This is a genomic window from uncultured Aquimarina sp. (assembly GCF_947495315.1).
Lineage (GTDB): Bacteria > Bacteroidota > Bacteroidia > Flavobacteriales > Flavobacteriaceae > Aquimarina.
The window spans coordinates 111,858-134,491 of sequence record NZ_CANLYD010000017.1 but is presented as its reverse complement, the minus strand read 5'-3'; the positions used below and the strand labels follow the sequence as shown (position 1 = coordinate 134,491).

The window sequence follows — 22,634 nt, the reverse complement described above, 5'->3', positions numbered from 1 at the left end:
TTAATAAAGAATTATCTTTACTTTTCTTAAATTAACTTTACATGTCAGAATACATATTGCTTATTGTTGCGTTTGTTGCAATCATCATCGGTTTTTTTATAGGTAAATACGTAGCTTCGCTTAAAAACAAAAGTGATCAGAGTACGCTTCATGAACGTGCCAATCAATTACAGTTACAGTTTGATGAAGCTAAAAAAGCAGCAGATCAACAACTGGAATTTACCAAACAACAGCAAGAAACCTATAAGCAATCTTTAGAAAAGCAACTTTCTGATATTTCCAAAGAGCGAGAAGAAATCCGTAGAGAAAAAGATTTCTTAAACACAGAACTTACACGAAGAAATGCTGAGTTTGAAAACCTGCAACTCAAAAACCAGGAACAAAAAGACGAGGTAGAAAAATTACAGGAAAAATTTACTAAAGAATTCGAAAATCTAGCGAACAAAATTCTGGATGAAAAGTCGAATAAGTTCACAGAACAGAACAAAGAAAATATTAAAAATATCCTGAATCCACTACAGGAAAAAATCAATACCTTCGAGAAAAAAGTAGAGCAAACCCATAAAGAAAGCATCGATTATCACGCGGCTTTGCGTCAACAAATAGTAGGTCTTAAAGATCTTAATGAACAGATGAGTAAAGAAGCTACCAACCTAACCAAAGCGTTAAAAGGTGATAGCAAAATGCAAGGAAACTGGGGTGAATTGGTCTTAGAACGTGTATTAGAAAAATCCGGACTGGAGAAAGATCGAGAATATTTTGTCCAGCAAAGCTTTACTACCGCCGATGGTCAACGTGTATTGCCGGATGTTGTGATCCATCTACCAGACAGCAAAAAAATGGTTATTGATTCTAAGGTAACGCTAACGGCTTACGAACGCTATGTAAATGAAGATGATGACAATCTTAGAACCACATATCTTAAAGAACACATTACAGCTCTAAAACGTCATATAGATCAACTTTCTGAGAAAAATTATCAAGATTTGTACGATATAGAATCGCCTGATTTTGTATTGCTTTTTGTACCAATAGAACCAGCGTTTGCTATTGCTATTAATGAAGACAGTAAATTGTATAATCAGGCTTTTGAGAAAAACATAGTAATTGTAACACCATCTACACTATTAGCAACCTTGCGCACAATCGATACGATGTGGAACAACGAAAAACAACAACGAAACGCTATCGAAATTGCCAGACAAGCAGGAGCACTGTATGATAAGTTCGAAGGATTGGTGAAGGACCTAACGGGAGTCGGTAAAAAGATTGATGACGCTAAAAAGGATTATTCTTCTGCTATGAATAAGCTGGTAGAAGGACGAGGTAATCTAATTACCAGCGTAGAAAAACTTAAAAAGATGGGAGCCAAAGCTAAAAAATCTCTTCCAGAAGCAATTATAAAGCGTGCTTCAGAGGATAATGATATTTTAAACAATATTTAAATGGAAACACTTGATACCAATAACGGCGGAATGATTATCATACAGGTCTTACGCCTTTTGTTTTTTTGTATACCAACATTGTTATTTATCGGAATAGCGATTTATTATCTAAATAAAATGAAATCCAAAACTGAAGGCATTCTCATTCTTATTGGTAATATCATTATTTTATTATCTATCATCGTTAATACACTATTATTTGTAATGTTTATGGACGAAACCTGGGAACATATGACCTATTCATATATTCTTTCTGGAATTAATATTCTTTCTTTTATAGGTTCCATGTTATTTGTAGCAGGAACATTCCTGTTGATAAAAAGAGTGATAAAAACAAAATCATTAACAGGAACAATTATCAACAATGTTACAGAAGATACCACATCATAAATCAATAGTACAAACTACAGATCCATGGAACAAGCATATCCTGATTTTTTAGAAATTATAAAATATCTCATCATAGGAGTTTTTAGTTCAATTACTCAAATTTTTATTTTTGTAGTTTGTATATATTTCTATCGAAAAATGGGTTCTAGTGTAGAAAGAATTCTATTATTGATAGGTAGTTTATTAATGACACTATGCACCATCCTATCTAGTTCTTCAATAGCATTTTATGTATTTTTAGGAGCGGAGCAGTATGCAACTATATTGTACATATTTCAAATAGGTTCATTTTTAGGAGCTCTATTATTTGCTATAGGTTTTCTGATGACTGTAAGAAAAGTAGTTAAAAATAAAATGATTACTCAAAACTAATAAAATGAAAAACCAATTTTTAAAAACACACATATTACTATTCATTTTTGGAATTGCTTTTCATTTTGCAAATGCCCAACAAACCTATTTCCCGGAACGTGGAAACTGGGAAGAAAAGACCCCTTCAGAGTTTAAGATAAATACCACCAAACTTAACGAAGCTGTCCAATATGCCAAAGACAATGAATATTCCGGATCTAAGGATTTACGCCAAGCCATACTAAAAGGTTTTGCAAGAGAGCCTTATCATAAAATATTAGGCCCCACTAAAAAAAGAGGTGCTCCCGCAGGTTTGATTCTAAAAGATGGATATATCATTGCCAAATGGGGTGAAATAGATCGTGTGGATATGACTTTTAGTGTCACTAAAAGTTATTTATCAACTGTTGCTGGATTAGCCATTGACGAAAAACTAATCAATTCTGTAGATGATTTTGCGTATAATTATGTCTGGGATCACACCTATGATGGTGCCCATAATAAAAAAATAAACTGGCGTCACTTGTTGACACAATCTTCGGATTGGTCAGGACAATTATGGGGAGGATATGATTGGGCTGATCGTCCGCCAAAAGAAGGAGGCATCAACGATTGGAAATTCAGGAAATTAAACGAACCTGGAACTGTTTTCGAGTATAATGATGTTCGGGTAAATGTATTGGCGTATTCTCTTCTAAATGTTTGGAGGAAGCCCTTACCACAAGTTCTTAAAGAAAAAATTATGGATCCAATCGGAGCGTCGACAACCTGGCGATGGTACGGTTATGATAATTCCTGGGGTACTATTGATGGCACTAAAATGCAATCTGTAAGTGGTGGTGGACATTCTGGAGGAGGATTATTTATAAACACCAAAGATCAAGCACGTTTTGGGTTATTGTTTATGAATAATGGAACATGGAAAAATCAGCAGTTGATTTCTGAAAACTGGATAACAGAAGCTACCAAACCTTCTGATGCTAATCCAAATTATGGATTTATGTGGTGGTTAAATCAAAAAGGGACGCGCCATTGGCAAGGTTTACCAGAACATCTATTCTATGCTGCAGGTTTTGGTGGTAATTTTATTGTTATTGATCAAAAACAAAATCTGGTCATCGTAACTAGATGGTTAGAACCCAGCCAAATTGACGAATTTGTAACCAAAGTATATGAAGCTTTCTAAAAACATCAACTAAGTACGTATGAAAAAAATATTAGCCTTGATAATTTTAGCCATTACGTTGCTTTTTGCCATTTGGTATGCCACCGTATATTTTGCTACGTATAGTGAAGGTGTGAGAAGTGGAGAACTCATTAAATTTAGTAATAAAGGTGTGATGTTTAAAACTTGGGAAGGAGAAATCAGTCAAGGGATTTCGGGAGCTCAGATATTTAGCTTTTCTGTTGAAGGTAAAAACAAAGAAGTCATCAAAAAGCTAGAAGAATTCCAAGGGAGATATGTAAAACTAAAATACAAAGAACGCTTTGCAACGATTTCCTGGTTAGGAGATTCTAAGTATTTTGTCATAGATGTGGAAGAAGAAGAATCACCACATTTTAGAAAATAATAAAGAAATTAGTTCATGAAAAAATATAAAACCGGTAGACAATCCAGAGTAGTGATTTCAGAATTAATGCTTCCGTCACATTCTAACTTTAGTGGAAAAATCCATGGAGGATATATCTTATCGCTTATGGATCAGATTGCATTCGCCTGTGCATCTAAACATTCTGAAGCTTATTGCGTCACAGCCAGTGTAGATAAGGTAGACTTTCTAAAACCTATCGAAGTCGGTGAACTGGTAACTATGAAAGCGTCTGTAAACAATGTTGGTCACACTTCTATGGTAGTTGGAGTTCGGGTAGAGTCCGAAAATATAATGACCGGTAAAGTGAAGCATTGCAATTCGAGCTATTTTACTATGGTTGCTAAAAACGATGAAGGAAAAAGCGTAGCGGTTCCCGGACTGGTTTTAGAAAATGAAACAGCTGTGCGTCGTTTTGTACGAAGTATCATTCGAAAAGAAGATGTTAAAGCCAGAAGAGATCGGTTTAAAGCTTCAGAATTTAAACTTGAAGATCATCTGGAACTATTAAAGGAATACAATGTTCAGCTAGCACTATAATTTATCAATGATCTTTGCGTTATAGTTGTGAAATAAGCATCTTACGCATTCCAATGAATATTTGCTATATTGAAGAAAAAAATAAAAAAGCTATGAAATCCCCAACAACACTACTATTATTATCATTATTTACAATTGTTTTATTAAGCTGCGGTGGCAGTGATGATAGTCCTACAGAACCTGAAGTCATTGTAGATCCAGATCCAATTCCTGGACAAACCTCTACCTATACCGCTCACGTTAAAACAATAATAGATAGTAATTGTATCGAGTGTCATGGAGATCCTTTAGATCAAGGAGCAATTATGATGTTATTGACATATGATCAGGTTGTAGATGCTGTAAATAATCGAGGCTTATTTAATAGAATCGCTACAATGGGTATTAACAGTGTAATGCCCCCACTAGAAGAAGGAGGAAGACTTCCTCAAGTAACCATCGATATTGTAGAAGATTGGATTGCAGATGGACTTCTGGAACAATAATTATCTAAAAAGTCAACCCTTCGGCTACGCTCAGGGTTCGACTAAGTGCGCTCAAGATTCGTCTATATCGGAGGACTGAGCGAAGCCGAAGACCGGTTTACACCAAAAACTGAAATAAATCAGGTTTATCATTAAGATAATCTCCAAAGAAGTTATGTTTCTTCATTCTAGAAATAAGTGGCTGTAGGTCATTTTTATCTTTAAGTTCTATACCAACAACAGCAGGACCATTTTCTCTGCTTGATTTTTTAGAATACTCAAAATGTGTAATATCGTCATTTGGGCCTAAAATTTCTCCTACAAACTGTTTCAGAGCTCCCGCTCTTTGTGGAAAACGAACGATAAAATAATGCTTCAGATCTGCAAATAGCAATGCTCGTTCTTTAATTTCCGCAGTACGAGTGATATCATTATTGCTTCCACTAACAATACAAACCACATTTTTACCTTTTATTTTATCTTTATAGAACGCTAACGCTGCCAGTGTCAATGCTCCTGCTGGTTCGACCACAATAGCGTCTCTATTATACAAATCTAAAATAGTTTGACACACCAATCCTTCCGGTACTGTGATCATATCAGACAAATGAGATTTACAAATATCAAAGTTTAAATCTCCAACTTTTTGCACCGCCGCTCCATCAATAAACTTATCGATATCAAAAATCTCTGTATTTTTATTTCGCTGAATTGAAGTCAACATAGAAGGCGCTCCTTTGGGTTCTACGCCAATGATTTTAGTTTTGGGAGATAGTGCTTTCATTGCTCCACATAATCCCGAAGCGAGACCTCCTCCTCCAATAGCTACAAAAATGTAATCAATCGGATCATCAGTTTGCTTAAAAACTTCCAATCCTATCGTTCCTTGTCCTTCTATGGTTTTAGGGTCATCAAACGGATGCACAAAGGTTTTTTCTTCTTTAATGCATAATTCTTTTGCCGCTCTGGATGCATCATCAAAGGTATCTCCTTCCAGAACAATTTTCACATATTCTCCACCAAACATTTGTGTCTGTTCTACCTTTTGTTTTGGTGTTACAGATGGCATGTAAATAGTACCCTGTATTCCTAAATGATGGCAAGCAAAAGCTACGCCTTGTGCATGATTTCCTGCACTGGCACATACAACACCTTTAGCCAATTGCTCTTTAGTGAGAGAACTAATCTTATTAAAAGCACCTCTTATTTTGTATGATCTAACTCGCTGAAGGTCTTCTCTTTTCAATAGCACATTAGCATCGTACATTCTAGAATAACGAATACTATTCATTAAAGGAGTAACCATAGACACCTCTTTTATCGTAGAGGCTGCCTTTTGTATATTTTCTAATTCCGGAAAATATGTAGTTACTTCTGTATTCATCTTTCTTATTACTTTTTTACTGCTATAATTACTCCAGTAGACCAATTCATTTTAGTCAAAAAAATATCTTCTCTTCCTTCTAAGTATCCTATTAATTGATCTACATTTTTCTGATGTCCATCGGGCCAATTTTCCTGAGTATTCATGTCGTCAACCACATAAAAACCACCAATTCTGATCAATTCCAGTACTTCATCTATCTCACTATATTTACCTGGCCACGCATCAGCAAAAACCAAATCAAATTTCTTTCCTTTATATGCTCGCAACCATTTTGTTCCATCTTCACAAACAATGGAAACTCTACGATCATTACCAAAAAAATCTTGAGCAATGCTTATTAAGGCTGGATCATTATCTATTGTTATCAGTGTTGATTCTGAGTCCATTCCGTCAATCATCCAGGACAATGATAAACCTATACCAGTTCCTAATTCTAATATATTAGATTTAGGTTTTGAAGATATTAATGTTTTTAGCAAAGCCCCAACATAAAGATCGGACGACATAGTGAAACCAATCTCACGAGACTTTTCTTCTATTAAATTATGAATGGCCGGTTTATGAGCCACAATAATATCATTCATTTCATATGACTTTTAAAACAATCACCACAAATAGCATATAAAAAAGTGATCAACAATTTCTCTAGTCTGAGTCCATCAAAGATTACACAATACACATCTCAAAAACTTCGACAGACCCAGCTAGACAAATAAATTATTAAATTACACTATTGGCTTCATAGCCGTCATAGAAGCTCTTAATCTTGCTCCTACTACTTCTATAGGGTGATTTCTCAAAGCTGCATTTACTTCAATTAACTTTGCATTATCAACTCCATTACTTTTACCCTCATCATAAGCTTTACCAATCACATCCGTATCGATCTTTTTCATGAAATCACCTAATAAAGGTTTACAAGCATGATCAAACAAATAGCATCCATACTCTGCAGTATCCGAAATTACTCTGTTCATCTCGAATAACTTCTTACGTGCAATCGTATTGGCAATAAGTGGAGTTTCGTGCAGAGACTCATAATATGCCGATTCTTCGATAATACCGGATGAAGTCATTGCTTCAAATGCAAGTTCTACTCCTGCTCTTACCATAGCGACCATTAATACTCCATTATCATAAAATTCCTGTTCAGAAATCTCTACCTCTCCTGCTGGGGTTTTCTCAAATGCTGTTTCACCAGTTGCCGCTCTCCAAGACAATAGATTTTTATCATCATTTGCCCAATCTTCCATCATCGTTTTAGAAAAATGACCGCCGATAATGTCATCCATATGCTTTTGAAATAATGGACGCATAATATCTTTTAGCTCTTCAGAAAGTTCAAACGCTTTTATTTTCGAAGGATTTGATAATCTATCCATCATATTTGTAATACCTCCATATTTTAATCCTTCTGTAATGGTTTCCCATCCGTACTGAATTAATTTAGAAGCGTATCCTGCATCAATTCCTTTTTCCACCATCTTATCAAAACAAAGAATAGAACCCGTCTGTAAAAGTCCGCAAAGAATTGTTTGCTCACCCATAAGATCGGATTTCACTTCTGCAACGAAAGAAGACTCTAATACTCCTGCTCTATCACCACCGGTTCCTACTGCATAAGCCTTTGCCTGAGCTAATCCGTGACCTTGAGGATCATTCTCCGGGTGCACTGCTATAAGCGTTGGTACTCCAAACCCTCTTTTATACTCTTCTCTAACCTCAGAACCAGGACATTTTGGTGCTACCATAATTACAGTAAGATCCTCTCTAACCTGCATTCCTTCTTCTACAATATTAAATCCGTGCGAATATGATAATGTTGCTCCCTTTTTCATTAAAGGCATCACGGTATTTACTACCTGAGTATGTTGTTTGTCTGGAGTAAGATTGATCACTACATCTGCATTAGGGACTAATTCTTCATAAGTTCCCACAGCAAAACCATTCTCGGTAGCGTTCTTGTATGATTGTCTTTTTTCTTTGATAGCAGCTTCACGAAGTGTATATGAAATATCCAATCCCGAATCTCTCATATTCAATCCTTGATTCAGTCCCTGCGCTCCGCAACCTACTATGACTATTTTTTTTCCTTTAAGTACTTCAACTCCGTCTGTAAACTCAGAGGAGTCCATAAATCTACATTTTCCTAATTGTGTTAATTGATCTCTTAATGATAGCGTATTAAAATAATTTGCCATTTCCTTCTTAATTTGTGGTTACTTCCGCTTACACGGAAATCTATTTAATTTTGATTTTTAGTTGTTTGCTTTTCTTTGGTGTATCCCTTCGACTACACTTCGACAATACTTCGACAAGCTCAGTATAACATCTCAGTGTGACATCTCAGGGTCGGGCTATTCACTATATCTTTTCTACTGGTTCTCGATACATCCGCCTAGGGCAGATACTCGAACTGACGTAGAAAAGGATGTCGTTGCTATCCCTTACACAGTATCTACTCCAAAACTTTCTATTATTTTTGATATATGCATCTTTTCTTTTGTAACAGCAATTCTTCCGGAACGTACAAATTGCATTAAACCATATGGTTCTAACTTATCATACAACTCTTCCACCTCTTTTCGTCTTCCTGTTTTTTCCAAAACAAAAAACTCTGGTGTTACCGTGACGATGTTTGAATTACTTTCTTTTATAACATTTTGTATTTGTCTTTCTTCAAACAGAAGTTTTGATGCTACTTTAAACAAGGCAGTTTCCTGATAAATCGTTTCATCATCTTTATGATAAAAAGCTTTAATAACCTCGATTTGTTTTTCTATTTGACCAACTAATTTCTTAACCTGCTCTTCGGTTATTTTTACTACAATAGTAAATCGAAAAACATCTTTAATTTCTGAAACCGATGCTGTCATACTATCTAAATTAATATGACGTTTCAGGAAGATTGCTGATATTCTATTCAACAATCCTATATTATTTTCAGTATATACTGATATGGTATAACATTCTCTCTCCATTTTTATATCGTTTTATAGATTCTAGCCTACGCCAGAATGACAACCTTCTTATTACTCTAATCTTATATCCGAAACCGATGCTCCTGTTGGTATCATCGGAAATACATTATTTTCTTTTTCTACACATACTTCTAAAAAATATGGTTCTTTTGAAGCTATCATCTCTTTGATTGCGGTTTGTAATTCTTCTCTTTTTGTTACTTTTTTGGCTTCTATATGATATCCTTTTGCAATCATTACAAAATCCGGATTCACCATTTCTGTAGATGCATATCGCTTATCAAAAAACAATTGTTGCCACTGACGTACCATTCCTAAGAAATCATTATTCAGCACTACAATCTTCACAGGAACTCTAGTCTGAAAAATAGTTCCCAGTTCTTGTATCGTCATTTGATATCCACCATCGCCAATAATAGCTACAACTTCTCTCTCTGGAGCTCCCATTTTCGCTCCAATGGCAGCAGGTAATGCAAATCCCATGGTTCCTAAACCTCCAGAAGTCACGTTACTTTTAGATTTTATAAACTCTGCATACCTACAGGCGATCATTTGGTGCTGTCCTACATCAGAAACAATAACAGCATCTCCTTTTGTTTCCTCATTAATACCTCTAAGTACTTCTCCCATAGAAAGGCCTTCTTTAGAAGGATATAACTCTTCTTTGATCACCTTATCATATTCTATAACATCAAAATCTTTAAACTGCTGTAACCAAGCGTCGTGATTATTAGACTCAACCTTGGAAAGTATTTCTGCCAGCGTATTTTTTACATCACCCATAACCGCTACATCCGCCTTTACATTCTTATTCACTTCTGCAGGGTCAATTTCAAAATGAATTACTTTAGCCTGTTTTGCATACGTTTCTAAATTACCAGTAACACGATCATCGAAACGCATCCCTATCGCTAACAAGAGGTCGCATTCATTGGTAAGTTTATTAGGTCCATAATTACCATGCATTCCCACCATACCCACATTAAGTGGGTGGGCAGTTGGCAAGGCTGATAATCCTAAAATTGTCCAGGCTGATGGAATTCTGGTTTTTTCGATAAAGTTCTTTAATTCTTCCTCCGCTTCGCCAAGAATAACTCCTTGACCAAAAACAATCATTGGCTTTTTTGCCTTATTAATCAAACTAGCAGCTTGCTGTAATGTTTTAGGATCGGTTTCAGGAACTGGTTTATAGCTTCTTACTCCCTTACATTTTGCGTATTTAAAATCAAGCTCACCAAACTGAGCATCTTTTGTTATATCGATTAAAACAGGACCGGGACGACCAGAACGTGCTATATAAAATGCTTTGGCCAACACAGAGGGAATATCTTCAGCTTTGGTTACTTGATGATTCCATTTAGTGATTGGTGTAGAAATTCCTATAATATCTGTTTCCTGAAAAGCATCAGACCCTAACAAATGAGAACCTACTTGCCCTGTGATACATACCATAGGTGTAGAATCGATCTGGGCATCCGCTATTCCTGTCACGAAATTAGTCGCTCCGGGTCCGGATGTTGCGATTGCTACACCGACTTTGCCACTTGTTCTGGCGTATCCTTGTGCAGCGTGCGTCGCTCCTTGTTCATGTCTAGTAAGTATATGCTGTAATTTATCCTGAAACTTATAAAGTTCATCATAGACCGGCATAATTGCTCCACCAGGATACCCATAAATGAGATCCACACCTTCTGCTAACAGGCAATGTATTACAGCTTCTGCTCCTGTCATATGACCAGTAGTTTCTTTAGTTTCTTTTTCTATTGTTTGCGTTTGTGTTTCCATTACGCTATATTTTTTTATACTCCAGTTTATACCGGAATGTTTTTAGAATCCTGTCTTCACCGGAATGACAAATTATTGACTTCAAATACTTCGTATATTGAAGTTCTTATTAAAATTCATCTGTTACACATCCTTGAGATGCAGATGAAACGGTGTTTGCATATTTATATAAAACTCCTTTACTGAATTTCAACGGTGGTTGGACCCAAGAAGCTTTTCTTTTTTTAATTTCTTCTTCCTCTATCGCAACCGTAATAGAATTTGTTTCGGCATCAATAGTAATGATGTCTCCATCTTCTACCAATGCTATCAAACCTCCTTCTTGTGCTTCTGGAGTGATATGTCCTACCACAAACCCATGAGTTCCTCCAGAGAATCTACCGTCAGTAATTAGTGCAACCTCTTTACCAAGGCCCGCTCCCATGATTGCCGCTGTTGGTTTTAACATTTCTGGCATTCCAGGACCTCCTTTTGGACCTTCGTACCTAATGACGACTACATTCCCTTTTTCTACTTTACCATCCCTTATTCCATCATTTGCATCATATTCACTATCAAATACTATTGCTTTTCCTTGAAAACGAAGTCCTTCTTTACCTGTGATTTTTGCTACACAACCTTCTTCTGCTAGGTTTCCAAACATTATTCTAAGGTGTCCAGTAGGTTTTATAGGTGTTTCTATAGGTTTGATTACATCTTGTCCTTCTGTAAGGTCAGGAACATCCAACAGATTTTCTGCTAGTGTTTTTCCGGTAACGGTCAGACAATCTCCATGTAATAATCCTTTCTTTAATAAGTATTTAAGTACCGCTGGAATTCCTCCAACTTCGTGTACATCTTCCATCAAATATTTTCCACTTGGCTTCAGATCTGCTAAAAATGGAGTTTCATCACTTATTCTTTGAAAATCTGCTAGTGTAAACTCTACATCCGCGGCTCTGGCAATCGCTAAAAAGTGTAATACCGCATTGGTAGAACCTCCTAGTACGGTAACCAATCGAATGGCATTTTCTAAAGATTTTTTGGTAACAATATCTAATGGCTTGATATCTTTTTCTAAAAGTGTTCGCATCGCACGGCCTGCTGCAATACTCTCTTCTTCTTTATTATTACTAATCGCGGGATTTGATGAGTTATACGGTAAAGACATTCCTAAAGCTTCAATTGCAGAAGCCATCGTATTTGCTGTATACATACCTCCACAAGCTCCTGCTCCCGGACATGCTTTTTCTATTACACTCTTATATTCGTTCTGAGTAATCGTTCCTGCTACTTTTTCTCCCCAAGCTTCAAAAGCTGAAACCACATCCAATTTCTTTCCTGCATGTAATCCAGAGGCAATCGTACCTCCATATACTAAAATCGATGGACGATTTAATCGCAACATTGCCATTAAAGCTCCAGGCATATTTTTATCACAACCCACTACGGTTACCATTCCGTCATATGACATGGCCTGAACCACAGTCTCCATAGAATCCGCAATTACATCTCTAGATGGTAATGAGAAACGCATTCCTGGTGTTCCCATAGAAATACCATCGCTAACACCAATCGTATTAAATATCAATCCTACTACATTCTCTTCTTGCGTCCCTTGTTTTACCAGCTTTGCTAAATCATTAAGATGCATGTTACAAGGATTTCCTTCATAACCTGTACTTGCAATACCCACTAGTGGCTTCTTAAAGTCTTCGTCTGTTAAACCAATCGCATGAAGCATTGCTTGCGCTGCAGGTTGCGTATCGTCTTGTGTTACTTGTTTGCTATATTTATTAATGCTCATTCCTTTTGAATGTGAATTTTTTTATTAATTTCTTAAAATTTTAACCGTTTTTTTGATAAATCCATGACTAATCAAATAAACTACAGTATAAAACTATTTCGTAATGACTAAACTGTTGATTTTTATTCAATAAGCTTACAACATCCAACCACTACCAAACACACCTTAACTATTGATTTACAATTACTTATACTCATTTTATTTACAATCACTATTTGTTAATTTTTTATTTTATTAAAGATTCCAATAAAAAAATCCCTTCTGGAATTGAAGGGATTTTTGTTTCAACATACTACCAATATCCCCATTATCCTGATGAAATAATCACCACAATACTAATGACATTGACAATAATTGTTTTATATAACTTCATTTTAGATATGTTTCAAAAAAAATCCCTTTACGTTTGTAAAGGGATTTTAATATATTTTATATTATGCATATCCCTTTCATCGCAGTGAAATAATCACGACGTTACTAATAATATTAATAATATTGTTATTGCTATTTTCCATTTATGCAGTAAATATAAAGAAATATATTTTTGAAAAACATTTTTTTCAGAAAACATCCCCACCCGGCCTCTCCTTCAAAGGAGAGGAGTTAAAAAACACTTGTTTAAAGATTTAAAAAAAATTATGTTCTTCATTCATATTATATTGTTTTTAAGTTCATCAGAAATCCACTAGATTTGAAAACAAACATATTGAAAAACATAATACCGCCAATCTTTTTATAAAAATAAGTAAATATGCCTTTAATATTTTCTCAGGAAATAGATTTCCCTACTAACAGAGTATTTGATTGGTTATCTTTCTATGATGCAGATTATAATAAATACACTGGATTAAACTTAAAGGATGATTTCACATTTGATGATAAAAAAATCACAATATCTTTAGGAGGAATTGACAAGAAGAACTCTATAAAAGTAAAAGATAAAAATCTTAACCATATCGACCTTTTTCCTGTTTGGTTTCGAAGGCCCAATAAAGTATCAATACCGTTTACAGGCGATTTTAAATATGAAAGTACTTATCCAAAAAATCTTTTTAGTTATGCCATCAAACAGAGAAATACTATTTTCTGGGATTACTTAGGTAATAAATTAGAATCCAATAATCATTTAGGTTCTTTTAAAACTATTTCGCTTAACAAACCTATTGTTCTTGAATTAGCCCAAAAATTTGGACTAACAATCCCTAGCACTTTAATAACAAATTCCAAAGATGATTTAAACCTATTTTTCGAAAACAATAATCATAGAATAATTACCAAATCCATTGAAGAAATTATTATAGATCATAAGCATTATCTTAACGATGAAGAATATCTTCATTTTTATCAAATTACTAATTTGTTAGAGAGTTTAGATAACACTCCTAGTAAATTTGCACCTTCACTATTTCAAGAGTACATAGACAAAAAATACGAAATTAGAACTGTTTTTTTTAATAATGAATTCTACTCCGCGTCTGTATTTACGCAGATTAATGAGGACACTAAAATAGATATGAGGAATAGGAAGGCAAATCATTTTACTCGATATATGCCTTATAAACTAGATTCCGAAATTGAAGCTGGCATTTTAAAACTAATGAATCATTTAGAACTAAATTTTGGAGTAATTGATTTTATAAAATCAATAGATAATGAATATTACTTTTTAGAAATCAATCCTGTAGGGCAATATGGAGATGTATCTTTATATTGTAACTATGGAATACATAAAAAAATCGCAGAATATTTAATTAAAAATGAAAGCAAAAAATAATAGCACTCAGGTAAAAATTCCTGAAAACGAAGCAATTCCTTTCGACCTATATTATATAACAAGTACCAAAAAGAAGGAAATACCTAGAGAAGACTTCAAATTAGAAATGGATAGATATTATGGTAAAGGTATGATTATGGATTTTTATAAAGATAATTCTAACATGTTTTATGAAGAATAAAGAAGACCATTTTATTTTGTTTTCTACCTGCATTCCTGTAAAAGGATATGTAAGTAGTCTGATAATGGATTTGGACAAAGGTGAATATTTAGAAATTCCAAATGAGCTATATGATATTTTAGTTACTGATCATTTCAAATATACTATTGAGGAAGTAAAGAGTTTGTTTAATAATGATTATGACGAAGGAATTAACCAATATTTTCAATACTTGGTTAATAATCATTATGGTTTTTACACATCAAACCCATCACCTTTTCAAAAACTACCATTACATTTTGATTCGCCACATAAGGTAATTTCATCTATTGTTGTTATAAATAAAGATTCTAAATATGATTTAACAAATGTCTTTCAGCAATTAGACGCATTGGATTGTCAACTATTACAAATCCGTATTTACGATAAAATAGAAGTCGCTAGAGTTATAGAGACATTAAAGGTATTAAGTAAAAGCTCTATTAGAATAATAGAATTATACCTACCTGCTTTTTTAAAACTAAGTCACGAAGTCTTAAAAAACATTCTAGTTGATTTTCCAAGAATTTTAATAACAGTATACGGAGCGGAAAAAAGCAAAAAAGTTAGTGTATTAAAAAATTCTTCTCGTATTATCAAGTACACAAATCAAAAGCTTTTATATAGTTCGAAAGAAGTATATTCTAAAAATCTTTTTACGGTATCGCGGGAAATGTTTTTGGAATCCGTAAATTATAATGCAGGACTATACAGAAAAGTATGTATTGACCATGAAGGAAGTATAAAAAACTATGTATCCCATGAAACTGCTTATGGAAATATAAAAGACAATTTGATTGCAGACATCATTCAAAAAGAAGAATTTAAAGAAAAATACTATTTAAAAAATGATCTTATAGAAAAATGCAAAGATTGTCAATTTAGATATATGTGTTTGAGTAATTCTGATATAGAAAAAAAAGGTAAAAATTACTATAAAATAAATACGTGTACCTATAATCCATATAAAAATACTTGGGAACCATCTGTTAATATTTAATGTGAATTCACACTCTAAAACAAGATTTTTTTTTACTTTTAATAATAATAATTAAAATTTATATCATGAAAAAAAAGAAAGTAGATTCTTTATCATTAAAATTTAATAAGCAAAAAATTGCAACTTTAACAAGTCTTAAAGGTAAATCTATAGATTATGCTTGTGCTCGCGGCGTTATTGGTGGAGATCGAGGAGGTGCTGGTAACAGTCACACAATATGTGATTGTCTCGAGGGTGTTACAACTGCTTGGTGTGCTCCTAATACATTAGATTGCGATGTTGCTTAGTAAAAAGAATTTAAGTCAGTTTTAACAACTGACTTAAATTCTGATTCTGATACGCATTAATTTAGTAACATTAAAAAAAAGATTCTTCAGTTCTAGTAGAATCTTTTTTTCATTGATAAAATAGTTAAAAAGTTTTCAATCCAGCTTAAATAGATTATTCTTCATACAATAGATCACAAGACCAACACGAGTTTTTACCTGTAACTTTTTAAAAACAGATTCCCTATAGTTCTCGATAGTCTTCGGACTTAGGTTCATTTCGCCAGCGATGCTTTTATATGTAAGCTCCGAACAAGCATATTTTAGAAATGTCCATTCTCTATCTGTTAATTTATCCGTAAGATTCTGACTAACATCAGCATCTGGTTTTTCAGAATATTTTAGAGCAGTCTCTATTTTACTGGAATAATAAAACCCTTGCTCTATAACCATTTTCATAGCAAACTCAAAATTCTCGGGATGAATATCCTTTAACAAATACCCTCTAGCACCTGCTCTAAGCATTTTTATAATGGTTTCTTCATCATCTTCCATGGTCAACGCCAACACCTTCTGTTCCGGTTGATTTTCTTTTAACCATTGCATGGTCTGGATACCATCCATCACCGGCATTTTTACATCTAGCAAAACTAGCTCGGGTTTTTTCCTTTTATGTAAATAGTATTGTGTAAGCTCTTTCCCGTTCTTAAGGATTGCTAATACCTCATAGCCTTCTAGATTTGTGATAAGACTTTCTAAAGATTGCGCAAAGAGAAGATGATCATCTACAATAACAACAGTTTTTTTCTTCATTTTGATTTAAATTTCATTATATCTTATCTTCATATTTAAATGGATACTGCAAGGTAAGCAATACTCCTTTACCCAGTTCGGATACACAATCTAAATTTGCGTTAATCAAAGCTGCTCTACTTTTCATATTTAACAAACCAGAATTAGCCTGTACGGATTCCATATCATACCCTATACCATCATCCTGAACGACGATTGTAAGATCATCTGGTGTATACTTTAGTTTTACCAATAGATGCGATGCTTCTGCGTGTTTTATGGTATTAGAGAAAAACTCCTGAATAATACGATATATAATAATTTCATCTTTGGGATTGATAACCAATTCTTCTCCGGTTACTATAAACTCAGGTGTAAGAAAATTGAGTTTTTTAAAACGATCTAATTCTACTTGTATGGATTTCTCTAAACCAATATTCTGGATTACCTCATGATTGAGGGTCTTAGATAAGTTTCTTATTTCCTGTAGACTATCACCTACCAAACCTCTTATATCTTGTACAGATTCTTTAATTTTTGGTTCTAGATTTGTGCTTAAAATATTGATTTGCATCACTGCAGTAGATAGTAATTGACCGATATTATCGTGTAATTCCCAGCTTACATTTTTAAGGGTTTGTTCCTGGATTTCTAGTTTGGAGTTTTGTAGTTCTTCTTCAAACCGCTGTTCAGCTTTGAATCGGTCGAGAAGCAACTTGTTTTTACGTCGCTGAAAAGCAACAAAAAATATAATACCAAATATTATAAAAAACAAAATAATAACGGTAAAATAAACAATTAATAAGATTTGTTCTTTTTCGAGCATACAACAAAACCAATTGTATAACAAGTATACAGAAAAATATTAGCTATAGTCAATATAGTCGTGTAAATTTTTACAAATTCCGGGTTAGAAGATTCACTATAATATTTACTATAAATTAAAAGAGGCGTAACGGTAAGATGAAAAACCAGTGTTCCTACAGCAACATAAAAAGGAAACAATTTATTGAAATATAAAATGTTATCGCTTTGAAATACTTCATAAAAATAAAGAAAAATACCAATAAAAATAATCACACCTCCCAGTATAAAGGTATATGCAGAAATAGCTTCAAAAAAAACTTCTGTAAATACAAGATTGACTACAGAACTTATAAAAAATAGTATAGCGAGTAACTTTAAAATAATTTTATTCCTTTTTAACCTAATTTGACTACTAAAGAAAAATATGTAAAAAACAAAACTAATTATCAAATAAGGATTGTATAACCAATAATTATCTTCTGCAAAAAAAGTGTTTTTTAAAAAAGAGAGAGAGTCTAGCCCTTTAATCAGTCTAGGCACTAAACCAAATGTTTCAATAACAACAACAAACCACAAAAACCAAACAAAATACCGAGAAACTTTATCTTCTCGGTATTTTTGAATAAATCTCACACCAACAATTGCCGCAAGCAATTCAATTAAGTGTATTATAATTAATTGACCTGTACTCATTAATAATTATTAGGAGGATCTCCTGCAGAACCAAGATTAAAAGCAGGAATATCATAATTATTCTCTTGAATACTTCCATCTTTACCAGATGCACCTGGACGTGAACCTGTAGCAGAGAAAAACAAGGTAGACATTCCTTTACCCATTTTACATTTAGATTTTGGATAGGCACCTAAATAAACTCTGATACCCGGATCTTTAATCCCTTGTTCTTCTGACTCTTGCTTTACATAAGCCAAATACTCTTCTAATTCAGCTACCGACCAATGAAACTCACGAGCATCTTCGAATCCAAGTTTCTTCTGAAGTCGTTTTCCTCTTTTCTTACACCAGTTATCGTGAAGCTCTCTTGCTTCATTTTCAGTAATACACTTTTCGGGTTTTTGTATTTTTTTTGCCATAACATTAAATATTTTTTGGGTTAACAGTTGCTAATATATCCAAAAAACAATGTTTTACACAAATATCCCAACCCTTTTCCTTAATCTATTTACGGTAAAACCACATAATTAAATATCTTAAAATCAAATACTTAAGCACATTTTATAAATTTACAAAAAAACACAACTAGGGGGTTTTCCCCCTTATGAAAAAGGGTGGATTCACCCCCTTATAAATTACTTACCACTCTCCATCCTTATGAAAACGCCGAGTACAACTAAAAACGCAAACTAACATACTTCTTAAAAACAACATAGGTCTATTTAAAAAAAAGCTTCTAATATTGCAAAACATTCACAAAGAAAATTAAAAATTACGATTACCATAAGAAATATAAAGAAACTATCATTATTAAACATTTAGTTCAAACTTTATTTGCTCTCCCATCCTTTTTTGAGCTATACTATTTATAGCATCTTTAGTCAATTGCAACACTCTTGGATATCCTCCAGTAGTTTGACAATCCCTCATCAAGATAATCAATTGACCCGATGGAGTCAACTGAACAGTACCTGGTAAAACTGGAGATGTTAACATGGAATCCAAATCATTTTCTAACAACTCATCCAAAGGAATTGCCATGCGATTTCGATCCCTAGAAATTGTAAAATCCATATGCAATAAATCACTCTGCTGTCTTTCTGATAAGAGATCAAAATCCGGTCCTTCGAAAGCATGAATCACTTTAGATTTATTCCAAAAAACAGACTGATTAACCGAAGTATATCTTGTCGAAAAATCAACCCTCTTTTTATAGGGAATGACATCATTTTTTTGAAGTCTAGATGAAGCAGTAATCATTTTATATTGAGATCTACTTTTTAATACTACTTCGGATTGAAATCCAAATTTTATTCCTACAAAACCACATACTCCATTTGTGATATTTTTAAGCTTTAAAACATCACCTTTTTTGATCTGCAATTGACAATTCATTTTCTTTTCTTCGTTATTCAAAAACGGAATACAAACTGCACCGGTAATTGAAATAATTGTGTTTTCATAAAATTTCAAAACTGGAGGTATCATCGTCCATTCTATAACAGCACAATTTTCATCATTATTCAAAATTGCATTTGCTAAAAAAAAGGATTGGCGATCCATCACCCCACTTCTTGGAACTCCAAATTCAGAAAAACCCTGACGACCACCATCTTGAATGGTAGTATATAAACCTGAAGAAATTACTTCTAAACTACCTATCATAAAATATCGCTTTCAAGTATATAATCACCTATTTTAAGTAAATTACTTATGTCGTTATATTCATTTTCTTTAATCGATATAAACTGAACTTTATCTCCGGATAAGGCAAAGCAAGGTTCTTCTGCATTAAGGTCAAAAAAATCAATGGGTGTCTTACCAATTACATGCCAACCTCCAGGACTATCACATGGGTAAATCCCTGTTTGATTTCCACCTATAGCAACAGATCCTTTTTCCAACTTTAAGCTTGGGGTAGATTTCCTAGGAGTAACCAACTTATCATCCAATCCACCTAGGTACAAAAACCCAGGAAGAAAACCGATAAAATAAACAATATATAACGGAATAGTGTGTAATGAAATCACTTCATCAATATTCATAGATTTTTTCGCAGCAAAAGAAGGGAGTTCTGGAGCGAGAGCATTAGAATAACAAACCGGTATTTTCCACAAACGTTTTTTTCTAGTTAAAACTTTAGCATCATTATAAAACAGTGATTTTAATGTTAAAATCTCACCATAGACATCTTCTATAGTAGATTCGTAATAAATTAATAGCGAGTTATATGATAGAATTACTTCAACAATTAGTTTATCATAAAATTTTTCAATGGATTTTTTGTAAAAAAGTAACGATTCTAATAGAATTTCATCAATTATAGACGGTCCTTGAATCAAAATTGCATTCTCGTTGAAGGGTTTGTATTGAAATTGAGTTTCTAAATTCTTCATTTCATCATAAAATTTAGTCTTAAAAACTCACTATATATATTCTCCAAAATTTGAACTGATTTTGGGTTATCGCCATGCACACAAATCGTATCAAAAAAAACTTGTATCTCCTCTCCTTTTATTGTTTTCACTTTTCCATCAGAAACCATTCTCCAGACATGATCGAAAACTTTTTTCGGATCCGTTAATACTGCCTCTTCCTTTGAACGTGAAACCAAGGTCAAATCATTATTATAATTCCGGTCTGCAAAAACCTCATGTTTTAGCTCCATATCTCCTTCACAAATATAAGAAATTAATGAATCTTTTGGAGTTATTATTGATAAACTTTTATCGATATTTATTACAGATTGAAGTATTGCTTTTGCTACTTGTTTATTTTTCATAGCTTCATTATACAAAGCCCCATGTGCTTTTACATGATGCAGTTGACCACCAGCTTCTTCTGTAAGAGATTTTACTTTTTGGATTTGATCCGTCAAAGTCAAGACGAGATGATCATATGAAATATCCATAACCACTCTTCCGAAATTTTCACGATCAGGATATGAAGGATGTGCTCCGATTTCTACTTGATGTTTCAACGCTAAATCAATCGTTTCTCTAATCACTTGATCATTGCCTGCATGAACTCCACAAGCGATATTACACCATGAAATATACGGCATGATTTGCTCATCAAAACCAGCCTCTTCTCCTACATCAGAATTTAATAGTATCCTTTTCAAAACTCCTACTTTTAATAAAGATTTTTCTTACAAATTTTCAATTACTTTCCACACACCTCTAAATCCTAAAAAACAAGTAATAAGCACTATCAAAAAACCAAGTACATTTTGCTTTAAAGAATTAGTAAAATTCCCCAAAATATTTTTCCGATTCATAACCCATAAAAGGAAGATTGCAATGATGGGTAAAAGAAGCCCATTGGCTATTTGTGCAAATCGAATAATTACTATTGATTTTATTCCTAAAGATGAAAACAAGACACCTAAAAAAAGTATGAACATCCATACAGATCTAAATGATGTACTCTTCAACCCATCGTTCCAACCCAGACATCCTTTTACTACATAGGCAGCTGCCAAAGGTGCTGTGATTGCAGAAGTGATTCCGGCTGCAAATAATCCCAATGACAATACATATTTTGCCATTGATCCAAAAACCGGTTCAAGTCCTTTTGCCAGATCAGCTGCATTATTAACTTCTGTTTGCTGTATGGCAGCTCCAGCAATTATTATTGCCATAGAAACCAATCCACCTAATACTATGGCTACAATAGTATCTTTTCTTGCTTCCGGTAGATCTTCTTTAGATTTCCATTTTTCACTTACGATAGATGCGTGAAGAAAAAGATTATAAGGTACCACTGTGGTTCCTATCAACCCAACAATTGTAAGTATTTTATCAGCTGACAGATCAGGCACAAAACCTTTAAAAAGCGGAGAAAGATCCGGTTTGGTAACAATTGCCGTTACGATAAACGCGATACTCATGAATAATACGAGTACTATTAAACTGCGTTCTAAGACTTTATAATTTCCAATATACAGTAGCACAAAGGCTATTACTCCAATAGTAAGGCTCATGTAATTAACCGAAATAGCACCTATCTTCACTATTGGTGACCCTAAAATGGTAGACAATCCTAATACTCCTCCACTAATATTACCTGCTTCGTATGCAGCATTTCCTATAAAAATAGCGGACAATATCAATACTATCAGTACCCATCTTACTATTTTATTGTCAAATTGAGATTTTAATACTTCACTTAATCCTTTTTGTGTCACTATTCCCAAGCGTGCTGCCATTTCCTGTAAAACAATACAGGCCACTATGGATAGTGCCAAAGCCCAAAGAAGTGAATATCCAAATTGAACTCCTGCCAATGTACAGACGGTAACTGTCCCAGGACCAATAAAGGCTGCAGTAACTAATGTTCCCGGGCCTATCTTAAAAATATTTTTCATCCAAAGAGTAAAATAATATTAGTATCAAAACTAT

General features: G+C 33.7%; 24 protein-coding genes. 11 read left to right on the top strand and 13 right to left on the bottom strand.

Annotation, left to right across the window (positions count from 1 at the left end; genetic code table 11):
* Nucleotides 1–41: 41 nt before the first annotated feature.
* The 7 genes from rmuC (at nt 42) to Q0910_RS23765 (ending at nt 4,800) form a co-directional block, all read left to right on the top strand.
* On the top strand, nt 42–1,445 hold the full coding sequence (gene rmuC, locus Q0910_RS23795) for a DNA recombination protein RmuC (protein WP_299222326.1): 1,404 nt from the start codon (nt 42–44) through the stop codon (nt 1,443–1,445).
* Entirely contained in the window at nt 1,446–1,835 is a 390-nt protein-coding gene (locus Q0910_RS23790; RefSeq protein WP_299222324.1) for a hypothetical protein, read from the top strand.
* 24 nt (nt 1,836–1,859) lie between these two features.
* On the top strand, nt 1,860–2,207 hold the full coding sequence (locus Q0910_RS23785) for a hypothetical protein (RefSeq protein WP_299222323.1): 348 nt from the start codon (nt 1,860–1,862) through the stop codon (nt 2,205–2,207).
* Nucleotides 2,208–2,211: 4 nt separating this feature from the next.
* On the top strand, nt 2,212–3,372 hold the full coding sequence (locus Q0910_RS23780; RefSeq protein ID WP_299222321.1) for a serine hydrolase: 1,161 nt from the start codon (nt 2,212–2,214) through the stop codon (nt 3,370–3,372).
* A 19-nt stretch (nt 3,373–3,391) separates the two neighbouring features.
* A complete protein-coding gene (locus tag Q0910_RS23775; protein WP_299222319.1) occupies nt 3,392–3,757 on the top strand; it encodes a 6-phosphogluconate dehydrogenase in 366 nt (121 codons plus the stop codon).
* 15 nt (nt 3,758–3,772) lie between these two features.
* On the top strand, nt 3,773–4,315 hold the full coding sequence (locus Q0910_RS23770; protein ID WP_299222317.1) for an acyl-CoA thioesterase: 543 nt from the start codon (nt 3,773–3,775) through the stop codon (nt 4,313–4,315).
* A gap of 92 nt (nt 4,316–4,407) precedes the next feature.
* Entirely contained in the window at nt 4,408–4,800 is a 393-nt protein-coding gene (locus Q0910_RS23765; RefSeq protein ID WP_299222315.1) for a hypothetical protein, read from the top strand.
* Between the two features lie 97 nt (nt 4,801–4,897).
* Here the strand turns inward: Q0910_RS23765 and ilvA are convergent, their stop codons facing one another.
* The 6 genes from ilvA to ilvD all read right to left on the bottom strand — a co-directional run bounded on the left by ilvA (nt 4,898) and on the right by ilvD (nt 12,718).
* The gene (gene ilvA, locus Q0910_RS23760; RefSeq protein WP_299222313.1) at nt 4,898–6,163 is read right to left on the bottom strand and encodes a threonine ammonia-lyase; all 1,266 of its coding nucleotides are present in this window, start codon (nt 6,161–6,163) and stop codon (nt 4,898–4,900) included.
* Between the two features lie 8 nt (nt 6,164–6,171).
* A complete protein-coding gene (locus Q0910_RS23755; protein WP_299222312.1) occupies nt 6,172–6,750 on the bottom strand; it encodes a class I SAM-dependent methyltransferase in 579 nt (192 codons plus the stop codon).
* A 141-nt stretch (nt 6,751–6,891) separates the two neighbouring features.
* Complete coding sequence (ilvC, locus tag Q0910_RS23750; RefSeq protein WP_299222310.1) at nt 6,892–8,367, bottom strand: ketol-acid reductoisomerase; 1,476 nt, start codon at nt 8,365–8,367, stop codon at nt 6,892–6,894.
* A gap of 246 nt (nt 8,368–8,613) precedes the next feature.
* Entirely contained in the window at nt 8,614–9,147 is a 534-nt protein-coding gene (gene ilvN / locus Q0910_RS23745) for an acetolactate synthase small subunit (RefSeq protein WP_299222308.1), read from the bottom strand.
* Nucleotides 9,148–9,198: 51 nt separating this feature from the next.
* Nucleotides 9,199–10,932 carry a biosynthetic-type acetolactate synthase large subunit gene (gene ilvB / locus Q0910_RS23740; RefSeq protein ID WP_299222306.1) on the bottom strand — a complete coding sequence of 578 codons (1,734 nt, stop codon included), beginning with the start codon at nt 10,930–10,932 and terminating at the stop codon, nt 9,199–9,201.
* Between the two features lie 109 nt (nt 10,933–11,041).
* The gene (gene ilvD / locus Q0910_RS23735) at nt 11,042–12,718 is read right to left on the bottom strand and encodes a dihydroxy-acid dehydratase (protein WP_299222305.1); all 1,677 of its coding nucleotides are present in this window, start codon (nt 12,716–12,718) and stop codon (nt 11,042–11,044) included.
* Between the two features lie 751 nt (nt 12,719–13,469).
* On the opposite strand from ilvD, the gene gwsG reads away from it, so the two are divergent.
* The 4 genes from gwsG to Q0910_RS23715 all read left to right on the top strand — a co-directional run bounded on the left by gwsG (nt 13,470) and on the right by Q0910_RS23715 (nt 15,978).
* A complete protein-coding gene (gene gwsG, locus Q0910_RS23730; protein ID WP_299222304.1) occupies nt 13,470–14,492 on the top strand; it encodes a grasp-with-spasm system ATP-grasp peptide maturase in 1,023 nt (340 codons plus the stop codon).
* On the top strand, nt 14,476–14,673 hold the full coding sequence (locus Q0910_RS23725; protein WP_299222302.1) for a hypothetical protein: 198 nt from the start codon (nt 14,476–14,478) through the stop codon (nt 14,671–14,673). The genes gwsG and Q0910_RS23725 overlap by 17 nt, the downstream gene beginning before the upstream one ends.
* Complete coding sequence (gwsS, locus tag Q0910_RS23720; RefSeq protein WP_299222301.1) at nt 14,663–15,691, top strand: grasp-with-spasm system SPASM domain peptide maturase; 1,029 nt, start codon at nt 14,663–14,665, stop codon at nt 15,689–15,691. The genes Q0910_RS23725 and gwsS overlap by 11 nt, the downstream gene beginning before the upstream one ends.
* 65 nt (nt 15,692–15,756) lie before the next feature.
* Nucleotides 15,757–15,978, top strand: a complete 222-nt coding sequence (locus Q0910_RS23715; RefSeq protein ID WP_299222299.1) for a hypothetical protein — start codon at nt 15,757–15,759, stop codon at nt 15,976–15,978.
* A 135-nt stretch (nt 15,979–16,113) separates the two neighbouring features.
* On the opposite strand, the gene Q0910_RS23710 is transcribed toward Q0910_RS23715, so the two are convergent.
* From Q0910_RS23710 to Q0910_RS23680, 7 genes are all read right to left on the bottom strand, one after another.
* The gene (locus Q0910_RS23710) at nt 16,114–16,770 is read right to left on the bottom strand and encodes a response regulator transcription factor (RefSeq protein WP_299222297.1); all 657 of its coding nucleotides are present in this window, start codon (nt 16,768–16,770) and stop codon (nt 16,114–16,116) included.
* Nucleotides 16,771–16,786: 16 nt separating this feature from the next.
* Nucleotides 16,787–17,524 carry an ATP-binding protein gene (locus tag Q0910_RS23705; protein ID WP_299222295.1) on the bottom strand — a complete coding sequence of 246 codons (738 nt, stop codon included), beginning with the start codon at nt 17,522–17,524 and terminating at the stop codon, nt 16,787–16,789.
* Between the two features lie 724 nt (nt 17,525–18,248).
* Complete coding sequence (locus Q0910_RS23700; RefSeq protein ID WP_299222293.1) at nt 18,249–18,650, bottom strand: hypothetical protein; 402 nt, start codon at nt 18,648–18,650, stop codon at nt 18,249–18,251.
* Nucleotides 18,651–19,041: 391 nt separating this feature from the next.
* A complete protein-coding gene (locus Q0910_RS23695) occupies nt 19,042–19,896 on the bottom strand; it encodes a biotin-dependent carboxyltransferase family protein (protein ID WP_299222292.1) in 855 nt (284 codons plus the stop codon).
* On the bottom strand, nt 19,893–20,627 hold the full coding sequence (pxpB, locus tag Q0910_RS23690; RefSeq protein WP_299222290.1) for a 5-oxoprolinase subunit PxpB: 735 nt from the start codon (nt 20,625–20,627) through the stop codon (nt 19,893–19,895). The genes Q0910_RS23695 and pxpB overlap by 4 nt, the downstream gene beginning before the upstream one ends.
* On the bottom strand, nt 20,624–21,355 hold the full coding sequence (gene pxpA / locus Q0910_RS23685) for a 5-oxoprolinase subunit PxpA (RefSeq protein WP_299222288.1): 732 nt from the start codon (nt 21,353–21,355) through the stop codon (nt 20,624–20,626). The genes pxpB and pxpA overlap by 4 nt, the downstream gene beginning before the upstream one ends.
* A gap of 27 nt (nt 21,356–21,382) precedes the next feature.
* Entirely contained in the window at nt 21,383–22,600 is a 1,218-nt protein-coding gene (locus Q0910_RS23680; protein ID WP_299222286.1) for an Nramp family divalent metal transporter, read from the bottom strand.
* Between the last annotated feature and the right edge of the window lie 34 nt (nt 22,601–22,634).